This is a genomic window from Thermithiobacillus tepidarius DSM 3134 (assembly GCF_000423825.1).
In the GTDB taxonomy this organism is placed as follows: Bacteria; Pseudomonadota; Gammaproteobacteria; order Acidithiobacillales; family Thermithiobacillaceae; genus Thermithiobacillus; species Thermithiobacillus tepidarius.
Window position 1 is genome coordinate 13,302 of sequence record NZ_AUIS01000013.1, and the last position, 19,871, is coordinate 33,172.

A 19,871-nucleotide genomic window follows, 5' to 3' on the forward strand; every position below is an offset into this window, starting at 1 on the left:
GTTGCGCCTTCAGAAACCATGCGTTTTCAATCTATCTTACCACAGCAGCCGGCAGCCCTCAGCAGCGTCCCAGAGAGCCCCGCCGGGCCAGAGCAGCGAAGGCCGTCGGCATGACCAGGAGGTTGAGCAGGGTGGAGCTCAGCATCCCGCCGAGCAGCACGAGCGCCAAGGGCCGCTCCAGCTCCTTGCCCACCGGATCGCCGATCATGAGAGGCAGCACGGCCAAGGCGGCGGTCAGGGCCGTCATGAGAATCGGCAGCAGGCGCTCCCTGGCCCCCTGCTCCGCCACCGCGCAAAAGTCCGCCGCGTCCCCCTGGCGCTGCGCCAGGGATTGGCAACGGGCGATCAGCAGGATGCTGTTGCGCGTAGCGATGCCAAAGAGGGCGATCAGGCCGACCAGGGAGGACACGTTCAGGGTCTCCCCTGCCAGCCAGAGCGCGGCCACGCCGCCGATCAGCGCCAACGGCACGTTGGCCATTACCAAGCTCGCCAGGCGCCAGTTGCGGAAGGCCTGGGTCATGATGATGAACATCAGCAGCAGGGCGCCGGCGCCGGACAGCATGAGGTTGCGGCTCGCGCGCTGCTGGCCGATGTAATCGCCGCCGAACTCCAGCGAGTAGCCGGCCGGCAGGACCACCTGCCGCTGGATGCGGGCCCGGGCCTCCTGCACGACGCCGTTCAGGTCCCGTCCCTCCACGTTCCACTGGACCACCGCGCGCCGCGCGCCGCCGTCGCGGTTGACCACGTACGGCTCCTGCACGGCCACCAGCTCCGCCACCTCGCGCAAGGGCACCAGGGTGCCTGCGGGGGTGCGCAGCGGCAGCTCGCCCAACCGGCCGGCGTCGGTGCGGGCGTTCTCGGCCACCCGGACGAAGAGGTCGAAAGCTTTGTCGTGCTCCTGCACCTTGGACACCGGCACGCCGTTGAGCGCCATGCCCGCCTGCCCGATCACCTCCGCCGGCGTCAGGCCGTAAGCGGCGGCGACGTCGCGCCGCACGCGGATGTCGATGCCCGGCACCAGGATCATCGGCTCACCCTGCAGGTCGACCACGCCCGGCGTCCCGCGCACCGCCGCCAGGATCTCCTGCTGCTTGGCCTGCAGCACCCGGAAGTCCGGCCCGTAGACCTTCACCACCACCTGCGCCCGGACCCCGGACAGGATCTCCGACATGCGGTGGGCGATGAATTGGGAGACGTTCACCGCCATCCCCGGAATGTCCGCCAGCCGCTCGCGGATGTGCTGCATCACCGTCGGAGTATCGGTCGCCCCCCGCTTCACGGTGATGTCGAATTCGCTGAAGTTGACCGGCTGCGCGTCCTCGTCCAGGCGCGAGCGGCCGGCGCGGTGGGCCACCGTCTCGATCTGGGGCAGCTCCTCGAGGCGCCGCTCCACCTCGCGCCCGACACGCAAGTTCTCCTCCAGCGAAGTGCCCGGCATCAGGGTGGCGGCGACGATGATGTTGCCCTCATGGAAAGGCGGCAGGAAGGACTGGCCCAAGCGCGGCAGCAAAGCCAGCGCGGCCGCCAGCGGCAACAGCATCAGGAGAACGAGCACGAGGCCGGGATGGCGCAGGCAGGGCCGGAGCACGCGCCGGTAACCCGCGATGAGCCCCGCCGCCAAGGGGCTCAGGTGATAGGCGCGCGGCGCGCGCTGCCGCCCGAGCAGGTAATAGGACAGCACCGGCACCAGGGTGAGCGCCACCACGAGCGAGCTGCCGATGGCCGCGAGATAAGCGATGGCCAGCGGCGCGAAAATGCGGCCCTCGATGCCCTGCAGGAAGAACACGGGCATGAAGGCCGCCACGATGACCAGCGTGGCGTAGATCACCGCGTTGCGGATCTCGCGGGAACCTTCATAAACGAGCTCCAGCGCCGGCCGCGGCGCCTCGCTCTGCCGGTTCTCGCGCAGGTGCCGCAGGATGTTCTCCACGTCGATGATGGCGTCGTCCACCACTTCGCCGATGGCGAAGACCAGGCCGCCCAGGGTCAGGGCGTTGATGCCCACCCCGGCAAGCCACAGCACCATGACGCCGGCAAGCAAGGAGGTGGGAATGGCCACCAGGCTGACCACCGTCGGCCGCCAGCGGAACAGGAAGAGGAAGAGCACCAGGGCGACGATGATGGAGGAATGGAGCAGCGCTTCCTGGAGATTGTCGATGGAGCTTTCGATGAAGCTGGCCTGGCGGAACACGTTCGGAATGAGCTGCACGTCCTTGGGCAGAGTGTCGGCCACCTGCCTGAGTACGCCCTCGACCGCGCGGGTGGTCTCCAGCGTGTCCGCCCCCCACAGCTTCGACACGGTGCCGATCACGGCGGGTCCCTGGTAGATCTGCGCGTCACCGCGCTTGATCTCGCTGCCGAAGCGGATCTCCGCCAGATCCGCCAGGGTAATGGGCTGGCCCTCCTGGCTGCGGACCAGGCTGGCCGAGACGTCCTGCAGCCCCTGCACGCGCCCGTTGGCGCGCACGAAATACTCCTCCTCGCTCGTGGGATAGACGAAGCCGCCGGGCGCGAGGGCGTTGCTGCCGCGCGCGGCGGCCACGATTTCGTTGAAGGCGACCCCGTACTTCTGCAACTGCAGCGGGTCCACCATGATCTGGTACTGCTTGACGCCGCCGCCGATCGCCGTCACCGACGCCACGCCCGGCTGCGCCAGCAGGCGGTTGCGCACCTCCCAGTCCACCAGACTGCGCAGCTCATGCTCGCGGAAGCGCCCGGACCAGTCGACCAGGCCGAACTTCAGCAGCCAGCTCACCGCCGAGGTGACCGGCATGAGCTGCGGCGCCGCCACGCCGTCGATCAGCTGCCCCTGGGTCATCTGCAGGCGCTCCTGGATGATCTGGCGCGCGCGGTACACGTCGACGCCCCAATCGAATACGATGGTGATGCGCGACAGGCCCACCGACGAGTTGGAGCGGATCTGCTCGATGCCGGGCGCACCCTGCAGCGCCACCTCCAGCGGCCGGGTCACCAGCGCCTCCACGTCCTGCGCCGCATAGCCGGGCGCCTCGGTCTGGATCTGCACCTGCGGCGGCGCAAACTCGGGAAACACGTCCAGCGTCATGCGCCCCGCCGCCGCCACCGCGGCGCCGGCCAGCAGAGCATACAAGAGCAGCACCGCCATGCGGTTGTTCAACGACCAGCGGATGATTGCATCGAACATGGCATCCTTCCTAATGGTGGTGATCGTCCCGGGGCTGCGGCTGTCCGCCCGCCGACATGCGGTAGACGCCCTCCAGGAGCATCTTGCCGCCGACGACCACCCGTTCGCCGCTCCGTACCCCGGCCACCTGCAGCCAGCCGTCGGCCGCCGACAGCACACGCACCGGCCGCCGCTCATAGCGGCCGCCGCCCCGCTGCACATAGACGAGCGGCGTGAGATGCTGCCCCAGGACGGCGTCGCGCGGCACCCACACTCCAGCGGAACGGCCCAGCTTCAGGTTCACCTGCACCACCTCGCCGATCGCCCCCGGCACCGCGCCGCCCAACGGCACGACGAAGCGGCCGCGCCGCGTCTTCTCATCCAGGCTGGGCAGCACCTGGCTGATGCGCCGCTCGAGGCTCCGGCCGTTGCCCAGCCGGACCTGCGCCAGCACTCCCTCCCGGATGGCGCCCTGCATGTCGGGGAAGAAATAGCCCTCCACCCGCAGCGGCAAGCGGGTGGACACCATGCGGGCGAGGGACCGTCCCATCACCACGTAATCCTTCATGGTCCTGTCGCCGGCGTTGACCAGCGAGCCCGGCTGCACGAAGACCTCGGTCACGATGCCCGGCTCCGGAGCGACCACCGGCAACTCCTCGCGGATGCGGCCGCTCTTCTGCAGCGCCTGGATATCCGCCTCCGACAGGCCCCACCATTTGAGATTGTCCACCGCGTCCTGCATGTAATTGGGCAGCCGGCCCTCCTCGCGCAGGGTGCTCAGCTTCTCCTCGTTGCTCAAGAGGGCCAGATAGGAACGCTGGGTCAGCACGAACTCCGGGCTGTAGATGGTCGCCAGCAGGGCGCCCTTGGCGACCCGCTGCCCCGGCCGCACCAACACCTGGCGGATCTCCCCGCTCACATAAGTGTTGACGTCCACCACGGCCGCCGGGTCCGGCACCAGTTGGCCCAGTGTCTGGACCAAGCCGCCTTTGCTGGCCTCCCGGGCCGGCACCGTCACCAGCAACCGCTCGATGCCCGGGCCCTGGCTGTCCGGCGCCACGATCACGGGCTGTGGGGCCGCCGCCTGCGCGGTGGAGCGCCCCTGGAAGGCGCCTGCGCTGCCGTGAGCCGCCGCCTCGCCCAGCGGGCCGCCGCACACGGCGAGCGCGAGTAGCATGAAGCTCGATCGCTTAATGTCCATGCGCCTCCCCCTCGAAACGCACCATGGCCGGCAGGCTGCCGGCCAGCCGCACGCCCGGCGGCAGCCGGCCCGGCTTCAGCCGCACCTGCTGGCGCTGGGTGACCGGATTCACCACGCCATAGACCTCCTGGACGACCGCGCTCACCACCGCCGGCTCGCGCCCCCAGTGCTGGATGAACACCCGCGCCTGCTGCCCCTTGCGGAGCCGCGCTGCCCGCACAGCCGGCACGCTGGCCTCGATCACGAAAGCATCAGGCTTGGCGATGCTCGCGAAAGTCGTGCCGGTGGCGGTGAACTGGCCGGCCTGCACGCCGGCGTTGAGGATCTGTTTGTTGGCCGCATTGATGGCGATCAGATAGCCCGAGACCGGCGCGGTCACCGCGATCCGGCGCACGGGCTCGCCGGTGGCCTCGAGCTGGCGGATGTCCCGGTCCGACATGCCGCGCCAGCGCAAGCCCATCCGCCCCTGCATCAGCTTCTCCTCCGCCGTCATGCTGATCTGCTTGATGGCCTCGCGGTTGGCGAAGGTGGCAATGTAAGTCCGCTGTACCGTCTCCAGCTCCGCGCTCTCCAGCTCGCCCAGCACCTCGCCTTGGCGCACCCGTTTGCCCAGGTAGAGATTGCGCAGGCCGACCACGCGGGCATTGACCCGCACTGCCACGTTGACCACCTTGCGCGGGTCCACGCCGATGCTGGCGGGATACAGTTCGCGCGGCAGCGCCGCCGCCCCATTGATCGCGTGCTCATGCCCCAGCGCCGGCCCAGCCCCCGCTGCCCCGCCCTTGAACACCCCCGCGTCCGAATGCGCCAGGGCCACGGCGGGAAAGAGCGACAGCGCGACGAGCGCCGCCAAGGAGCGAGATACGATCGACATGACAGACACCTCCCGGCTTGCAAGACGCATGCGGCACCGCCGGAGCTGCAACGGCCGTGCCAGCGGCGCTATGCGAGGAAGGGCTTGAAAAAACGGAGCTTGGAACGGGAGCGATGTTTCACTTGCGGATGTCGCGTTTCACAGTGAAACACGAGCGGAACAAGCAACAGGAGGCACTGACCAGGACTATGGCCAAGGACAGCGATGCGACCGAGCGGTCGTTCGGCGGTGGGGAAGATTAGATGACAGGCGAGGGAAATTGGTCGGGGCGAGAGGATTCGAACCTCCGGCTTCTGCCTCCCGAAGGCAGCGCTCTACCAGGCTGAGCTACGCCCCGATTCAGGACAAACTAGAAATCCCGGGCGACGGAGAAGTCCGCGAGAAAGGCGAGGGCTTCGCGTTCCGGGCTGGCGGGCAGGATCTCCAAGGCTGCTTTGGCCTTGGCTGCCAGCCGCTGGGCAAGTTGCACAGTGTACTGGATTGCCCCGGTGGAGGCAATAATCTCCAGCACCTGGGGCAGCTGCGCCAAGCCCTCCTCCTCCAGAGCCCGGCGCAGCAGCGCCTGCTGCTCGGCGTCGGCGTGGCGCATGGCGTGAATGTAGGGCAGGGTCGGTTTGCCTTCGGCCAAATCGTCGCCCACGTTCTTGCCGAGCTTGCCGGCTTCGGCGCTGTAATCCAGCGCGTCGTCGATGAGCTGGAAAGCGGTGCCGAGCAGGCTCCCGTACTGGGTCAGCGCCTCCTCCTCCGCCGCCGGCCGCTGGTTGACGATGGCGCCGATGCGGGCGGCGGCCTCGAAGAGCTTGGCGGTCTTCGCCTGGATGACGGCCAGGTAGGCCGCCTCGTCCAAATCCGGATTCTGGGCGTTTTCCAGTTGCCGCACCTCGCCTTCGGCAATCACGCTGGTGGCCTGGGCCAGGGTGTGCAGCACGCGCAAATCGCCGTCGGCCACCATGATCTCGAAGGCGCGGGCATAAAGGAAGTCGCCCACCAGGATGCTAGCGGCATTGCCCCAGATCTGGTTGGCGGTCGCCTGGCTGCGGCGCATTTCCGAGCCGTCCACCACGTCATCGTGCAGCAGGGTGGCCGTGTGGATGAATTCGATCACGGCAGCCAACGGAATGTGGCGCTGGCCGGTGTAGCCGAACAGGCGGGTGGCGAGGAGCAGCACGATGGGCCGCAGGCGCTTGCCGCCGCTGGCGATCAGGTAGGTTCCCAAAGCCGGAATGGTGGGCACGCCGGACTGGATCTGTCCCTGGATGGTTTTGTCCACAGCCGCCATGTCGGCGTTCACCAGCGCTTTGACGCGTTCGAGGTCCATGGGGGATTGCGAGTCCAATTTGGCTGCAAGAGCAGGATCAATCAATTCCATTATATGAAAAATGCGCCGCCGCTGTGGGAAAACTCAACGATCTTAGGGGCGCGCTTCCTCCAGTGTCAAGGATTATACGGAACACCGCACACAAAATCCCCACGGATGCCCCCAAGCGCCCCCGGCCAACGCCACCGGCGCGCCGAAGCCCGGAACGGCTTGGCGCCAGTTGACCTGCGTGGGCCTTGCGGGTAGTATTGCCGCCTTTACGGAGGCGCTGGCCGCATGCTTGCGCTTTCCAGATCGGACATTGTTTACAGGGGTTTTCTGGAGGTTGGGCCATGTACGCGGTAATCGAAACCGGCGGCAAGCAATACAAGGTGGCGGTCGGCGACTCCCTGCGGGTGGAGAAGCTGGACGGCGAAGAAGGCAGTGAAGTGACCCTGTCCCGCGTACTGATGGTGGGCAACGGCGAAAACGTACAGGTTGGCAAGCCCCTTCTCGACGGCGCCAAGGTGACGGCCGTGGTGGCTGCCCAGGGGCGCGGCGAGAAGATCCGCATCTTCAAGATGCGCCGCCGCAAGCACTACCGCAAGAGCCAGGGTCATCGCCAGTACTTCACCGAGCTGAAGATCACCGGCATCAACGCCTGAGACAGTTTTAGAGGATACGGACAATGGCACACAAGAAAGCAGGCGGTTCTTCCCGCAACGGTCGCGACTCCCAGTCCAAGCGCCTGGGCGTCAAGCGCTATGCCGGCCAGCTGGTGCTGGCGGGCAACATCCTGGTGCGCCAGCGCGGCACCAAGATCCACCCCGGCGAGAACGTGGGCATCGGCAAGGACGACACCCTCTTCGCCAAGGCCACCGGCCGGGTCGCCTTCGAGCAGCGTGGTCCGCAGGGGCGCAAGTACGTGCGGATCATTCCCGAAAGCGCCGCCTAAGCGGCTTTCCGGATCGGCACCGAACCCCGCGCAGGTTTCCTGGGCGGGGTTTTTGTTTACCAGGCTGCCGCGCGCCGGATACTTTGGTTATCCTGCCGCACGGATTAAAATAGCGCCCCTACCACCTTCGGCACAGGCCAGACCAAGATGCGTTTTATCGATGAAGTCAAAATCAAGGTTGCAGCGGGCCACGGCGGCGCCGGGGCGGTCAGCTTCCGCCGCGAGAAGTTCGCCCCGCTGGGCGGCCCCGACGGCGGCGACGGCGGCAAGGGCGGTGACGTGGTGCTGGAAGCCGTCGACGGCCTGAACACCCTGGTGGACTTCCGCTACCAGAAAAACTTCCAGGCGGAGCGCGGCCACGGTGGCCAGGGCCGCCAGAAGACCGGGCGCGCCGGCGCCGACAAGGTGATCCAGGTGCCCATCGGCACCGTGGTCTACGACCTGGACACGGGCGAGCTGCTGGGCGATCTGCGCGAGGCCGGGCAGCGCCTGGTGGTCGCCCGCGGCGGCTGGGGCGGCCACGGCAATCTGTTCTATAAATCCAGCACCAACCGCGCGCCGCGCCGCGCCGAGCCGGGCGGCGAAGGCGAGGCCCGCGAGCTGCGCCTGGAGCTGCGCCTGCTGGCCGACGTGGGCCTGGTCGGCCTGCCCAACGCCGGCAAGAGCACCTTCATCCGCGCCGTCAGCGCCGCCCGTCCCAAGGTGGCGGACTACCCGTTCACCACCCTCTATCCCAACCTGGGCGTAGTCAGCATCGAGCCTCACAAGAGCTTCGTGCTGGCGGACGTCCCCGGCCTGATCGAGGGCGCGGCCGAAGGCGCCGGCCTGGGCATCCGCTTCCTCAAGCATCTGACCCGCACCCGCCTCCTGCTGCACCTGGTGGACATCGCCCCCATCGACGGTTCCGACGTGGCGGAGAACGTGCGCACCATCGAACGGGAGCTGGCGCGCTACAGCGCCGCCCTCGCCGCCCGGCCCCGCTGGCTGGTCTTCAACAAGATCGATCTGATGCCGGCGGAGGAAGTCGAGGCCCGGATGGCCGCCATCGTCCAGGCGCTGGATTGGCAGGAGCCGGTCTATGCCGTGTCCGCCGCCACCGGCGCCGGCTGCCGCGAATTGTCCGAGCGCATCTATTACGCCCTGGAAAACCTGCCCGCCGCCCCGCCCCCGGAGGAAAGCCTTGAAGAGGCGGATTGGGGCACCACGCCCGAAGCGGCCGAGGAAGGCGGCTGGGAGGACGAGGACTGGGATGCGGATGAGGACGACTGGGACGCGGATTGGGAAGACGACACGCATGAACCGCGATGAACGCCTGAAGCGGGCGCGGCGCTGGGTGATCAAGATCGGCAGCGCCCTGCTCACCAACGACGGTCAAGGCCTGGACGAAGCCGCCATCGGCGACTGGGTAGCGCAGATGGTCGCCCTGCGCGCCGAAGGCATCGAGCTGATCCTGGTCTCCTCCGGCGCCGTGGCGGCCGGCATGCGGCGCCTCGGCTGGCGGCAGCGCCCGGAAACGGTGAACGAGCTGCAGGCGGCGGCCAGCGTCGGCCAGGCCGCGCTGGTGCAGGTCTACGAGGAACACTTCCAGCGCGGCGGCATCCACACCGGCCAGATCCTGCTCACCCACGAGGACCTGCGGGACCGCAGCCGCTATCTCAATGCCCGCGGCACCCTGCGCACCCTGGTGGAGCTGGGCGTGGTGCCGGTGGTCAACGAGAATGACACGGTCGCCACCGAGGAAATCCGCTTCGGCGACAACGACACCCTGGCCGCCCTGGTCAGCAATCTGGTGGAGGCGGACCTGCTGGTGATCCTGACGGACCAGGCCGGCCTCTATGACGCCGACCCGCGCGCCAACCCCGAAGCCAGGCTGCTGCCGGAGGTGGCGGCCGGCGACCCGGCGCTGGAGGCCATGGCCGGCGGAGCGGGCACCGGCATCAGCCGCGGCGGCATGATCACCAAGGTGCGCGCCGCCGCCCGCGCGGCCCGCTCGGGCGCCGCCACCATCGTGGTCGGCGGACGCGCGCCCGGGGTGCTGCTGGCCCTGCGCCGCGGCGAGCCGCTGGGCACTTACTTCAGCCCGCGCCTGGCCCGCCTGGCGGCGCGCAAGCAGTGGCTGGCCGGCCAGCTCCAGGTGCGCGGCCGCCTGCATCTGGACGCCGGCGCGGCGCGGGTGCTGCGCGAAGCGGGACGCAGCCTGCTGCCGGTCGGCGTGACCCGGGTGGAAGGCATGTTCCAGCGCGGCGACGTGGTCGCCTGCATCGACCCCGAGGGCCGGGAAGTGGCGCGCGGCCTGGTCAACTACAACTGGGAGGAGGCGCAAAGGCGCCGGGGACGGTCCAGCAAGGATCTGGCGGCGGAATTCGGCTCCCTGGACGAACCCGAACTCATCCACCGGGACAATCTGGTGCTCAGCGAAACGTGAAAAGCGACGCGGCGGAGCATGAAGCGGACTTGCCGCTCATGCTCCGCCTGCCATGCGCCCCGCCCTTCAGGCGCCCAGCGCCTTGATCCGGGCAACCAAGCGGCTCTTGGTGCGGGCGGCCTTGTTCTTGTGAATGATGTCCTTGTCGGCGATCCGGTCGATGACCGACTCGGCGAGCTTGAACTCGGCCTGGGCCTGCGCCTTGTCGCCCGACTCGATGGCCTTGATGACCTTCTTCACGTAGGTGCGCAGCATGGAGCGCTGACCGGCGTTGCGCAACCGGCTGACGGTATTCTGACGGGCCCGCTTGCGTGCTTGTGCACTGTTTGCCACGGTGTTTCTCCTAAAATGAAAGGGTTCGGCGGAGTCTTCAGGCACCCCCGCGGAAAGACCGCAAATTATTGGGGAAAAGGACCGGCTTGTCAAACCTGCCGCGCACTTCAGCTTCTCCCGGAATCATGCTAAAAATCCGCATGGCCGCCTCACGCCGGCCGAACGCCTTCTGAATTCCGATTGCGCAGCCCGCTGCTGCCCCCAAAGGACCAACTTGAGCAGAACCTTGCTAAAGGGCGTCATGACCATCGGCGCCAACACCATGGTGTCGCGCGTCCTGGGTTTCGTGCGCGACGTCATCCTGGCCCGCGCCTTCGGCGCCTCCGCCTTGGGCGACGCCTTTTTCGTCGCCTTCCGCATTCCCAACCTGTTCCGCCGCCTCTTCGGCGAGGGCGCCTTTTCCCAGGCCTTCATCCCGGTGCTGGGCGAGTACAAGGCCACGCGCTCCGACCGGGAAACCCAGGATTTCGTGGACGACGTGACCGGCTGGCTGAGCCTCGCGCTCGTCGTCGTGACCGCGCTCGGCATGCTGGCCGCTCCCTGGGTGGTCATGGTCATCGCGCCCGGCTTCAGCGCTCATCCGGACAAGTTCGCACTCACCGTCGAACTCCTGCGCATCACCTTTCCCTACCTCTTCTTCATTTCGCTGACCGCGCTGGCGGGCGGCATTCTCAATACCTACGGCAAGTTCTCGGTGCCGGCCTTCACTCCGGTCTTCCTGAACCTCGCCATGATCTTCGCTGCCCTGGTGCTCGCGCCCTGGCTGGGCAACCCTGCCGTGGCAGTGGCCTGGGGCGTGTTCCTGGGCGGCCTGGTGCAACTGCTTTTTCAGGTACCCTTCCTGCGCCAGATCGGCCGCTTGCCCCGCCCGCGGCTACGGCGCCGCGATCCGGGCGTGGCCAAGGTGCTGAAGCTCATGGGCCCGGCCATCTTCGGCTCCTCGGTGGCCCAGCTCAATCTCTTTCTCAGCACCATTCTCGCCTCCTTTCTGGCCACCGGCAGCGTATCCTACCTCTACTACTCCGACCGGCTGGTGGAGTTTCCGCTCGGGGTCTTCGGCGTGGCCCTGGGAACCGTGGTCCTGCCCGCTTTGTCACAGCAACAAGCCTTGCAGGACCATGAGCACTTCAACAAGACCCTGGACTGGGCCTTGCGCCTGGTGCTCATCATCGGCATTCCCGCCACCGTCGGGCTGCTGGTGCTGGGACAGCCGCTGCTCATCAGCCTGTTCCGCTACGGCGCTTTCGACATGCATGCGGTGGAAATGAGCCAGCGCAGCCTGATCGGCTACGGCCTGGGCATCGTGCCCATCATCGCCGTGCGGGTCTTGGCACCGGCCTTCTACGCGCGTCAGAATACCCGGACGCCGGTCAAGATCGCCGTGGTCGCCCTGATCGCCAACATGGTCTTCAGCCTGTTGCTGATCTGGCCCCTGGCGCATGCGGGCCTGGCCCTGGCCACATCCCTGGCGGCCGTGGTCAACGCCATGCTGCTGTACTTGGCGCTGCGCCGCGCCAGCGCCTATGCGCCGCGCCCGGGCTGGGTGGCGCTCGTCCTCAAGGTGATCGCGGCGAGCGCCCTCATGGGTGTGGCGCTATACTGGCTGCAGGGCGAGGCGGCCCAGTGGCTGACGCTCGACATGCCCGGCCGGTTGCTGTGGCTGGCCGGGCTCGTATCCGCGGGCATGGCCATCTTTTTTGTCGCGGCGTGGCTGCTGGCCATCCCTGAACTGAGGCAGTTGTTAAGGAGGAAAAAAACCCATGGCTGAGGTGAATTCCCGCGAGGCCGCCGGGCGAAGGCAACGCATCGTCAGCATCCGGCCGCTGGGCGAACACCGGATTTTCACCCTGGAAGAGGCGCTCGAGCTCTTTTCCCTGGTGCGGCGCATCACCGCGACCAGCGCCGCCGAACTGGAACCGGTCAGCGTGCGCCTGCGCGAGCCGTTCAGCTTCAACGATGAAATCACGGTCCTGGAAAAGGAATATGAACGCATCGTGCGCCGCTGGGTGGCGAAGATGGAACGGCTCGGCCTGGTCGTGAAGGGGCTGTGGCTGGTGGATTTCGATACCGGCGACGGCTATCTGTGCTGGAAATTCCCGGAGCTGGAGCTGGGCCACTACCACCCCTACGACAAGGGCTTCAGCGGCCGCCGCCCGCTGGCGGAAGTTCTCGCCGTGGAACAGCCGGACTGGGCCTGAGCCGCGGCCCTTACGCACCCCTACATCCCCGCGGGCTGGACGAGTCCGCCGGCAGCTTGTACCCTAGACGGCTTGTTCCTTGGGGCACTTTGCAGGCGCTCGCCCGAATATGCACAACAAGATCCGGATCTATACCAGGCCCGAGCAGATCCCCGGCCTCGAGCACGGCAGCGCGGTCACCATCGGCAATTTCGATGGCGTCCACCTGGGCCACCAGACCATCGTGCGCCGCGCCATGGCGCAGGGCCTGCCTGCCGTGGTCATGACCTTCGAGCCGCACCCCCGCGAGTTTTTCGATCCCGCGCGCGCGCCGGCGCGCTTGAGCAGCCTGCGCGAAAAGGCCGCCGCTCTGGAAACGCTGGGCCTGGAGCGGCTGCTCTGCCTGCCTTTCCGCCGGCAGCTGGCAGAACTTTCGCCGGAGGACTTCGTCAGCCGCATTCTGGTGCAAGGTCTGCATGCCCGCTGGGTGCTGGTGGGCCACGACTTCCGCTTCGGCGGTCAGCGCCGCGGCGACTTGGCGCTGCTGGAACGGCTGGGCGCCCGCCATGGCTTCCAGGTGGCAGTGACGCCGCCGGTGTGCCTGGACGGCGAGCGCATCAGCAGCACCGGTCTGCGCCAGCACCTGGCGGCCGGCGAGCTGGCCCGCGCGGAGCGGGAGCTGGGCCGGCCCTACGCCATTTGCGGCCGGGTCGTGCACGGCGACAAGCGGGGACGGGCGCTGGGCTTTCCCACCGCCAACCTGCCCCTCTACGGCCGCAAGCCGGTGATGACCGGCGTCTTCGCGGTGCTCGCCGAAACCTCCGACGGCCGGCGTCTGCCCGCCGTGGCCAACCTGGGCACGCGGCCCACGGTGGACGGCGCCCGCGCCGTGCTGGAAGTGCACGTGCTCGACGGCGCCCCCGACCTTTACGGCCAGCGGCTTTTCGTGCATTTTCTGTGTAAAATCCGCGCGGAGCGCCGCTTTTCCGGCCTGGACGAACTCAAAAACCAGATCGCCCGGGACGTGCAGGAAGCGCGCGCCCTGTTCCAGAGCCCAGCACTCAGGCAAAACCATGGATTATAAAGATACCCTCAACCTGCCGCAGACCGATTTCCCCATGCAGGGCAATCTGCCCAAGCGCGAACCCGCCATCCTGGCGCGCTGGCGCGACATGGGCCTGTATCAGCGGCTGCGGCGGCACAATGCGGGCAAGCCCAAGTTCATCCTCCACGACGGCCCGCCCTACGCCAACGGCAGCATCCACATCGGCCACGCCGTCAACAAGGTGCTCAAGGACATCGTCGTCAAGTCCAAGCAGCTGGCGGGCTTCGACGCCCCCTACGTGCCCGGCTGGGACTGCCACGGCCTGCCCATCGAGCTCAACGTGGAAAAGAAGCTCGGCAAGGTGGGCCAGAAGGTGGACGCCAAGACCTTCCGGCAAGCCTGCCGGGACTACGCGGCCAGCCAGGTGGAGGGCCAGAAAGCCGACTTCCAGCGCCTGGGCGTGCTCGGCGACTGGAACGATCCCTACCTCACCATGGATTATGGCTACGAAGCCAACATCATCCGCGAGCTGGGCAGGCTGACCCTCAACGGCGACCTCTACCGCGGCGCCAAGCCGGTGCACTGGTGCGTGGAGTGCGGCAGCGCCCTGGCCGAGGCCGAGGTCGAATACCAGGACCGCAGCGATCCCGCCATCGACGTGGCCTTCGCGGTGGCCGATCCGAGCGACCTGGCGCGTCGGGCGGGTCTGGCCGATCCGGTGGCGGCCCAGATCGTCATCTGGACCACCACGCCCTGGACCCTGCCCGCCAACCAGGCGGTGGCCGTGCATCCGGATCTCGACTACGTGCTGGTGCGCGCCGGCGACCGGCAGCTCATCCTGGCGGCGGCGCTCATGGAAGCGGCCCTGGCGCGCTACGGCCTGCCGGCGCCCGAAGTGCTGGCCCGCTTCCCGGGCCGCGCCTTGGAAGGTCTCGTGTTGCAGCATCCCTTCCTGGATCGGCTCGTGCCGGTCATCACCGGCGAGCACGTCACCCTGGACGCCGGCACCGGCGCCGTGCACACCGCCCCCGGCCACGGCCAGGACGACTACCAGGTCGGCCTGCGCTACAACCTGACGGTGGACAATCCCGTGGACGACCGCGGCGTGTTCAAGCCGGAAACCGCCTTCTTCACCGGCCAGCACGTCTTCAAGGCCAATCCGCAGGTGGTGGAACTCCTGCGCGAGCGCGGCGCGCTGCTGCACCTCGAGGACTATCCGCACAGCTATCCGCACTGCTGGCGCCATAAGACCCCGCTCATCTTCCGCGCCACCCCCCAGTGGTTCATCGGCATGGACCGCCACGGCCTGCGCGACAACGCCCTGCGCGCCATCGACGCGACCCGCTGGATCCCCGACTGGGGCCAGGGGCGCATCCACAGCATGGTGGCCAACCGCCCGGACTGGTGCATCTCGCGCCAACGCAGCTGGGGCGTGCCCATCGCCCTCTTCACCTGCAGCCACTGCGGCGAACCCCTGCGCGATGCCGACACCTTCGAGCGCGTGGCGCAGGCGGTGGAACAGGCCGGCGTCGATGCCTGGTATGACCGCCCCGCCGCCGATTTCCTGCCGGCCGATGCCCGTTGCGGGCACTGCAATGGGGCCGCCTTCGACAAGGTCACCGACATCCTGGACGTATGGTTCGACTCCGGCGTCTCCCACGCCTGCGTGCTGGAACAGCGCCCCGAGCTCCGCAGCCCCGCCGATCTCTACCTGGAGGGCTCCGACCAGCATCGCGGCTGGTTCCAGTCGAGCCTGCTCACCAGCGTGGCCACGCGCGGGCGCGCGCCCTACCAGGCGGTGCTCACTCATGGCTTCACCGTGGACGGCGAAGGCCGTAAGATGAGCAAGTCCCTGGGCAACGTGATCGCCCCGCAGCAGGTCATCGACAAGTGGGGCGCGGACATCCTGCGCCTGTGGGTGGCGGCCGAGGACTACCGCGGCGAGATCCGCATCTCCGAGGAAATCCTCAAGCGCCTTGGCGACAACTACCGGCGCATCCGCAACACCGCGCGCTACATCCTGGGCAACCTGCACGGCTTCGACCCGGCGCGCCATGCCCTGCCCGTCGACCAGTTGCTGGAGCTGGACCGCTGGGCGCTGGCCCAGGCCCACCGGGTGCAGCAGGAGGTGGTCGCCGCCTACGCCGACTACGCCTTCCTGCGCATCGCCCAGCGCGTCCACCACTTCTGCGCCATCGATCTGGGCGCCTTCTACCTGGACGTCCTCAAGGACCGGCTCTACACCACCCAGGCCGACTCGCGCGCCCACCGTTCGGCGCAGACCGCCATGTGGCACACCCTCGAAGCCATGACCCGCTGGCTGGCGCCGATCCTGTCCTTCACGGCGGAAGAGATATGGTCCCACCTGCCAGGCCGCGGCGCCGAGGACAGCGTGTTCCTGAGCGGCTACTACGCCCTGCCCGAGGTCGCCGACAGCGACGCCTTGCTGGCTGAGTGGGAGCAGCTCCTGGCGCTGCGCGGCGCCGTCAGCCAAGTGCTGGAGGGCTTGCGCCAGAGCGGCCAGATCGGCTCCGGCCTGGATGCCGAGCTCACCCTTTACGTGGACGATGCCTGGCGGGCGCGCATCGGCGCGCGTGCCGATGAGCTGCGCTTCCTCTTCATCACCTCCGACGTGGCGCTGCGGCCATTGGCGGAGCACGGCGATTTGCCTGAGATCCTGCCCGGCCTGGCGGTGGCCGCCCGCGCCACGAGCAATGCCAAGTGCGTCCGCTGCTGGCATCGCCGCGCCGACGTGGGCAGCCATGCCGAGCACCCGGCGCTCTGCGGACGCTGCGTCGAGAACGTCGCCGGCGCCGGCGAACGGCGGGGGTTCGTCTGATGCTGCGTTATCTCTGGCTGTCCGTGGCCGTCGTCGTGTTCGATCAACTGAGCAAGTGGTGGGCGGTGTCCGAACTCGCCCTGGGCGAGTCGCGCGTGCTCATTCCGCACTTCTTCAACCTGACCCTGGTGCACAACTACGGTGCCGCCTTCGGCATGCTGGCGCAGGCGGGCGGCTGGCAGCGCTTCCTCTTCGGCGGCATCGCCGCCCTGGCCGCCGCTGTCATCACCGCCATCCTGCGCCGTCTGCGTCCCGGCGCCGGCTGGGTGGCCGTCGCCCTGGGCCTCATTCTGGGCGGGGCGATCGGCAATCTGATCGACCGCATTTACCTGGGCTACGTCATCGACTTTGCCGACGTCTACTGGCGCACGCACCACTGGCCGGCCTTCAACCTGGCCGACAGCGCCATCACCATCGGCGCCGTCATGCTGGTCATCGACACCTTCCGGCGCAAATAGCCAGCCCTTGCACGGGCACCGGTCTCATCTACACTTGAAAGAGATGCCGGTGCCCACAAGGGGTGTGCCATGTTCACGATGCGCTTTCCGCTGTACCTCGTCATGCTGCTCTACGTCGGCGCCGCCGCGGCGGCCCCGCCGCAACCCCTGCCCGCCACCCGGATCGCACCGAACACCTACGTCCTCTACGGCCACATCGCCGAAGTGGACACCCATAACCGCGGCTTCAACGGCAACGCGGGCTTCGTCGTAACCGACGACGGCGTAGTGGCCATAGACGCCCTGGGCACTCCGCTGCTCGGCCAGCGCATGCTGGCCACCATCCGCCAGGTGACCGGCAAGCCGGTCAAATACCTGATCCTGACCCACAATCACCCGGACCACTCCTACGGCGCGGTTGCCTTCAAGGACGCCGGCGCCCGGCTCGTCGCCCACGCCGGCACCCGCGATTACATCAATTCCAGCAACCTGGAAGGCTCGGTCGCCTTCCGCAACGAAATCATTCCCGAGGACATGCAGGGCTTCCGGGCCGTGCCGCCGGACGAGGCCATCGCCGGCCCGCTCTTCGGCAAGCAGGTCTTCACCGCCGGCAAGCACCGCTTCGAAGTCTACAACGTCAACCATCACCACAGCTTCGGCGACCTCGTCATCCGCCAGCTGCCGGAAAACATCGTCTGGATCGGCGACCTCGCCTTCAACGGCCGCACCACCTTCATGGGCGACGGCCACTCCGCCGCCACGCTGGCCGGCATCGACTGGCTGCGCAAGACCTTCCCTGACGCCAAACTCATGGTCCCCGGCCACGGCCAGGCGCAAGAGCCACCCTTCCCCATGCTGGAGCGGACCTACAGCTACGTGCAGCGTCTGCGGGACAAGATGCGCAAGGCCGTGGAAGCGGGCATGACCCTGGAGGAGGCCGTCGGCCAGTGCGACTTCCCCGACTGGCAGAAGGTGCGTCTCTACGAGGAAAACCACAAGAAAAACTGCAACTTCGTTTATCAGGAGATGGAGCAGGAGATCGTCTTCGGCAAGCAGTAGCGAAGGCTGACCATCCCCGGCTTGCCCGTCCGAAACCTTGCGCCCCTGACGCACGCCCCGATCCCTGCGGGCACCGCGGGTGGCCCGGACGAGGGCGGCCGTTGGCAGCCCCGGGCATCAGCCTTGGCCGTGCTGCCGCCCATGCGCGCCTGCGGCCGGTCCAGCCGCATGGTCCCGGAGTAATGCTCGGGCCTTTGCCGCGCGCTCCCCTCGCCCGGCCCGCCCCCGGCGAGCGCCGCACCCGGGCGGGCCGACACAGTTCCCCAAGGAAGGCCGGATTGCAAGGAGTTGGGTTTTTGCTGTTCCACCCCCTTGTCCCGCCGAGCCGCGCGGGGCGGGACAAGGGAGAGCCCTTTTGCCGCCGGGCAACCTCCGACATCCAACTACTCCGCGGGCGCCAGCCCGCGCCAACAGGAAGGGCTTCACCAACTCACCCCATAACAAAAACGGGTTGCCGGCCGCTCGACCGGCAACCCGTCCCCTCATCCCCAGCCCTCAAAACGGAATATCCAACCCCGGCTCCACTTGCAGCAACAGTTTCCGGAACTGGTTCTTGATGCGCTCCAGCGCCTCCGGCGTGTCCGCCTCGAAGCGCATCACCACCGCCGGTTGCGTGTTGGACGCCCGCGCCAGCCCCCAGCCGTCGGGGAATTCCACGCGGATGCCGTCGAGGTCGATGATCTTGGCGTCCGGGAAATGGGCTGCGCGCTTGAGATCGTCGACCAGGGTGAAGTTGCGCCCTTCCGGGGTGTCCAGGCGCAGTTCCGGCGTCGAATAGCCCTTGGGCAGGGAGGTCAGCACCTCCTTGGGCGAGCGGCTGTCCTTGCTCAGCACTTCCAGCAGACGGGCGCCCGTGTACATGCCGTCGTCGAAGCCGTACCAGCGCTCCTTGAAGAAGATGTGGCCGCTCATCTCGCCGGCCAGCGGGGCCTGGGTTTCCTGCATCTTGCTCTTGATCACGCTGTGGCCGGTCTTCCACATCATGGCCTGACCGCCCGCCGCCGTGATGGCTTCGGGCAGATAGCGCGTGCACTTCACGTCGAAGATGATGGGCGCGCCCGGGTTGCGGGACAACACGTCCTGGGCCAGCAGGATCAGTTGCCGGTCCGGCCAGATGATCTCCCCGCCGGGCGCCACCACGCCCAGGCGGTCGCCGTCGCCATCGAAGGCCAAGCCGACGTCCAGGCCCTTTTCGTCCACCAGCCGGATCAGGTCCTGAAGGTTCTTCTCCACGGTGGGGTCGGGATGATGATTGGGGAAGGTGCCGTCCACCTCGGTGAAGAGCTCGTGCACCTCGCAGCCCAGCTCCCGGAACAGCTGCGGGGCAATGGCGCCGGTCACGCCGTTGCCGCAGTCGATGCCGATGCGCAGGGGCCGCGCCAGCTTGATGTCGCCCACGATGCGCTGGATGTAGTCCCAGTGGATGTCCAGGTTCTCCACATGGCCGTGGCCGGTCACGTAGTCGCCCGCCTCCATGCGCCGGCGCAGCCCCTGGATCTGCTCACCGTGCAGGGTGCCGCCGCCCAGCATGATCTTGAAGCCGTTGTAATCGGGCGGATTGTGGCTGCCCGTGACCATCACCCCGCCGTCGGCGTTCAGGTGGAACACGGCATAGTACAGGGTCGGCGTGGGCACCCGCTCCACGTCGATGACCAGGCAACCCGTGCTGGTCAGCCCCTTGCTCAGTTGGTCCAGGAAACGCGTTCCCGACAGGCGCCCGTCCCGCCCCACCACGATCCGCTGCAGGCCCCGGCTGCGCGCCTCGCTGCCGATGGCCCGGCCGATGTCGTAAACCACGGCATCGGTCAGGTCGCGGTCGACGATGCCGCGGATGTCGTACTCGCGGAAAATGCCGGCAGGGATGGAGGGGTTCACTTGACCAGCGGGAATGGGCATATTCGCTCCTGTGTGGTTATAAAAATAATTTTCTTATGATTGCCCAGGCCTATGGCCCATGCAAGGGACGAAGGTCCTAAACCAACGCGACGACCCAGCGGCAAGGCCGCTGATCGCAAGCGAACGCAGGCAAGTCAAACCCTATCGCAAACGGGCCGGATAGGCCAGAACGGAATATGTTTTCAAACGCG

At 67.7% G+C, this 19,871-nt stretch carries 16 protein-coding genes and 1 tRNA gene; 10 read left to right on the forward strand and 7 right to left on the reverse strand.

The genetic code is table 11. The annotated features are described in order from the left end of the window. Positions 1–58 precede the first annotated feature (58 nt). The 5 genes from G579_RS0108040 to G579_RS0108065 all read right to left on the reverse strand — a co-directional run bounded on the left by G579_RS0108040 (position 59) and on the right by G579_RS0108065 (position 6,535). Positions 59–3,163 (reverse strand): efflux RND transporter permease subunit, encoded by a 3,105-nt coding sequence (locus tag G579_RS0108040; protein ID WP_028989773.1) that lies wholly within the window; start codon positions 3,161–3,163, stop codon positions 59–61. A gap of 10 nt (positions 3,164–3,173) precedes the next feature. Next, positions 3,174–4,343, reverse strand: a complete 1,170-nt coding sequence (locus tag G579_RS16590) for an efflux RND transporter periplasmic adaptor subunit (RefSeq protein WP_155989776.1) — start codon at positions 4,341–4,343, stop codon at positions 3,174–3,176. Continuing rightward, positions 4,333–5,217 (reverse strand): efflux RND transporter periplasmic adaptor subunit, encoded by an 885-nt coding sequence (locus G579_RS16595; RefSeq protein WP_051181181.1) that lies wholly within the window; start codon positions 5,215–5,217, stop codon positions 4,333–4,335. Before G579_RS16595 ends, G579_RS16590 begins: the two co-directional genes overlap by 11 nt. 260 nt (positions 5,218–5,477) lie before the next feature. Continuing rightward, positions 5,478–5,554 (reverse strand) — tRNA-Pro (locus tag G579_RS0108060). A 12-nt stretch (positions 5,555–5,566) separates the two neighbouring features. Next, positions 5,567–6,535, reverse strand: coding sequence for a polyprenyl synthetase family protein (locus tag G579_RS0108065; protein ID WP_028989774.1), 969 nt, complete (start codon positions 6,533–6,535; stop codon positions 5,567–5,569). Positions 6,536–6,867: 332 nt separating this feature from the next. Here G579_RS0108065 and rplU point away from each other — a divergent pair, with 332 nt between their 5' ends. The 4 genes from rplU (at position 6,868) to proB (ending at position 9,894) form a co-directional block, all read left to right on the forward strand. Beyond that, positions 6,868–7,179, forward strand: a complete 312-nt coding sequence (gene rplU, locus G579_RS0108070; RefSeq protein ID WP_028989775.1) for a 50S ribosomal protein L21 — start codon at positions 6,868–6,870, stop codon at positions 7,177–7,179. A 23-nt stretch (positions 7,180–7,202) separates the two neighbouring features. After that, positions 7,203–7,469, forward strand: a complete 267-nt coding sequence (rpmA, locus tag G579_RS0108075; protein WP_028989776.1) for a 50S ribosomal protein L27 — start codon at positions 7,203–7,205, stop codon at positions 7,467–7,469. A 147-nt stretch (positions 7,470–7,616) separates the two neighbouring features. Continuing rightward, a complete protein-coding gene (gene cgtA / locus G579_RS0108080; RefSeq protein WP_028989777.1) occupies positions 7,617–8,777 on the forward strand; it encodes an Obg family GTPase CgtA in 1,161 nt (386 codons plus the stop codon). Then, positions 8,764–9,894, forward strand: a complete 1,131-nt coding sequence (gene proB, locus G579_RS0108085; RefSeq protein ID WP_028989778.1) for a glutamate 5-kinase — start codon at positions 8,764–8,766, stop codon at positions 9,892–9,894. The genes cgtA and proB overlap by 14 nt, the downstream gene beginning before the upstream one ends. A gap of 66 nt (positions 9,895–9,960) precedes the next feature. Here the strand turns inward: proB and rpsT are convergent, their stop codons facing one another. After that, complete coding sequence (rpsT, locus tag G579_RS0108090; protein ID WP_028989779.1) at positions 9,961–10,227, reverse strand: 30S ribosomal protein S20; 267 nt, start codon at positions 10,225–10,227, stop codon at positions 9,961–9,963. A gap of 214 nt (positions 10,228–10,441) precedes the next feature. Here rpsT and murJ point away from each other — a divergent pair, with 214 nt between their 5' ends. The 6 genes from murJ to G579_RS16600 all read left to right on the forward strand — a co-directional run bounded on the left by murJ (position 10,442) and on the right by G579_RS16600 (position 17,784). Continuing rightward, positions 10,442–11,995, forward strand: coding sequence for a murein biosynthesis integral membrane protein MurJ (gene murJ / locus G579_RS0108095; RefSeq protein WP_028989780.1), 1,554 nt, complete (start codon positions 10,442–10,444; stop codon positions 11,993–11,995). Next, positions 11,988–12,425, forward strand: a complete 438-nt coding sequence (locus G579_RS0108100; RefSeq protein WP_051181183.1) for a DUF2203 family protein — start codon at positions 11,988–11,990, stop codon at positions 12,423–12,425. Before murJ ends, G579_RS0108100 begins: the two co-directional genes overlap by 8 nt. Before the next feature lie 109 nt (positions 12,426–12,534). Next, positions 12,535–13,488, forward strand: coding sequence for a bifunctional riboflavin kinase/FAD synthetase (locus tag G579_RS0108105; protein ID WP_051181185.1), 954 nt, complete (start codon positions 12,535–12,537; stop codon positions 13,486–13,488). Next, positions 13,478–16,288 carry an isoleucine--tRNA ligase gene (gene ileS, locus G579_RS0108110; RefSeq protein ID WP_028989783.1) on the forward strand — a complete coding sequence of 937 codons (2,811 nt, stop codon included), beginning with the start codon at positions 13,478–13,480 and terminating at the stop codon, positions 16,286–16,288. The genes G579_RS0108105 and ileS overlap by 11 nt, the downstream gene beginning before the upstream one ends. Beyond that, positions 16,288–16,746 (forward strand): signal peptidase II, encoded by a 459-nt coding sequence (lspA, locus tag G579_RS0108115; RefSeq protein ID WP_028989784.1) that lies wholly within the window; start codon positions 16,288–16,290, stop codon positions 16,744–16,746. The genes ileS and lspA overlap by 1 nt, the downstream gene beginning before the upstream one ends. A gap of 69 nt (positions 16,747–16,815) precedes the next feature. Further along, positions 16,816–17,784: an MBL fold metallo-hydrolase gene (locus G579_RS16600; RefSeq protein WP_051181187.1), complete on the forward strand. Its 969-nt coding sequence runs from the start codon at positions 16,816–16,818 to the stop codon at positions 17,782–17,784. 495 nt (positions 17,785–18,279) lie between these two features. On the opposite strand, the gene G579_RS0108125 is transcribed toward G579_RS16600, so the two are convergent. Next, a complete protein-coding gene (locus G579_RS0108125; RefSeq protein ID WP_028989785.1) occupies positions 18,280–19,680 on the reverse strand; it encodes a phosphomannomutase/phosphoglucomutase in 1,401 nt (466 codons plus the stop codon). Positions 19,681–19,871 lie beyond the last annotated feature (191 nt).